1 protein-coding gene is annotated in these 1,304 nt (G+C 74.1%); it reads left to right on the top strand.

Annotated features, from left to right (window positions below; genetic code table 11):
* On the top strand, positions 1-1,142 hold a 1,142-nt coding region (locus tag ACYVE7_RS34205; protein WP_460370746.1), incomplete at its 5' end, for an FAD-binding oxidoreductase.
* Positions 1,143-1,304: the final 162 nt, after the last annotated feature.

The following is a 1,304-nucleotide window of genomic DNA, read 5'->3' as shown; positions in this document are numbered from 1 at the left end:
GCACCTCCGTCGTCGGCGGGCTCGCCCCCCGGGCGCTCGCGTTCGTCGCGCTCGACCTGCGCCGGCTGGACGCCCTGGTCGAGGTCGACGAGGAGTCCCGCACGGCACGGCTCCAGGTCGGGCTCCGCGGCCCGCGCGTGGAGGAACTGCTCGGCGAGCACGGCTACACCCTCGGCCACTTCCCGCAGTCGTTCGAGTGGGCGTCGGTCGGCGGGTTCGCCGCGGCGCGCTCCAGCGGCCAGTCGTCCGCCGGCTACGGCCGGTTCGACGAGCTGGTCGTCGCGATGACCGTCGCGACGCCCACCGGGACGATCACCGTGGGCCGCGCCCAGAAGTCGGCCGCGGGCCCCGACCTGCGCCAGCTCTTCCTCGGTTCGGAGGGCGCGTTCGGCGTCATCACCGAGGTCACCGTGCGGATCCGGCCCGTCCCCGCCGCCAAGGTCTACGAGGGCTGGAAGTTCGCCGACTTCGCCACCGGCTCCGCCGCTCTGCGCAAGCTGATCCAGGACGGCCCCGTGCCGACCGTGCTGCGGCTGTCCGACGAGACCGAGACCCTGGTCGGGCTGGCCCGCGCCAGCTCGGTCGGCGAAGGCGGCAGCGGCTGCCTGGCGATCGTCGGGTTCGAGGGCGAGCCCGAGGAGGTCGCCGACCGGCGGGCCAAGGTCGCCGAGCTGCTCGCGGCGGCCGGGGGAGAGCCGCTGGGCACCGAACCGGGCGACGCCTGGGCGCACGGCCGGTTCGCCGCGCCCTACCTGCGCGACGCCCTGCTCGACGTCGGCGCCTTCGTGGAGACCCTGGAGACCACGACCTTCTGGTCGAACCTCCCCAACCTCTACCAGGCCGTCAGGGACGCCCTGCCCGGACATCTGGTGATGTGCCACATCTCCCATGTGTACGCCAGCGCCGCGTCGCTCTACTTCACGATCGTCACCCCCGGCATCGACTGGGACACCGCCAAACCGGCCGTCAACGCGGCGATCATCGGGGCGGGCGGCTCGATCAGCCACCACCACGGCGTCGGCTCCGACCATCTCGCGGCCTACGCCGACGAGCTCGGACCGGTCGGCGTCCGGGTGCTGCGGGCGATCAAGGCGGAACTCGACCCCCACGGCATCCTCAACCCGGGCATCCTGGTCCCGTGAGGACTTTCCTGGCGGTGGTGAACCCCACCGCGGGCGGCTCGGCGTCCGCCCGCACACTCATCCCCCTGGCCCGCAGGCTGCGCGAGGCGGGCGCGGTGCTGACCGTCGAGTACAGCCGCGACCTCGGCCACGCCCGCGAACTGGCCCGCGCGGCCGCCGGGC

The sequence above is a fragment of the Actinocorallia lasiicapitis genome (assembly GCF_054778695.1).
Note: the sequence above shows the minus strand (reverse complement) of the source record. Positions and strands in the feature narration are given on the sequence as shown.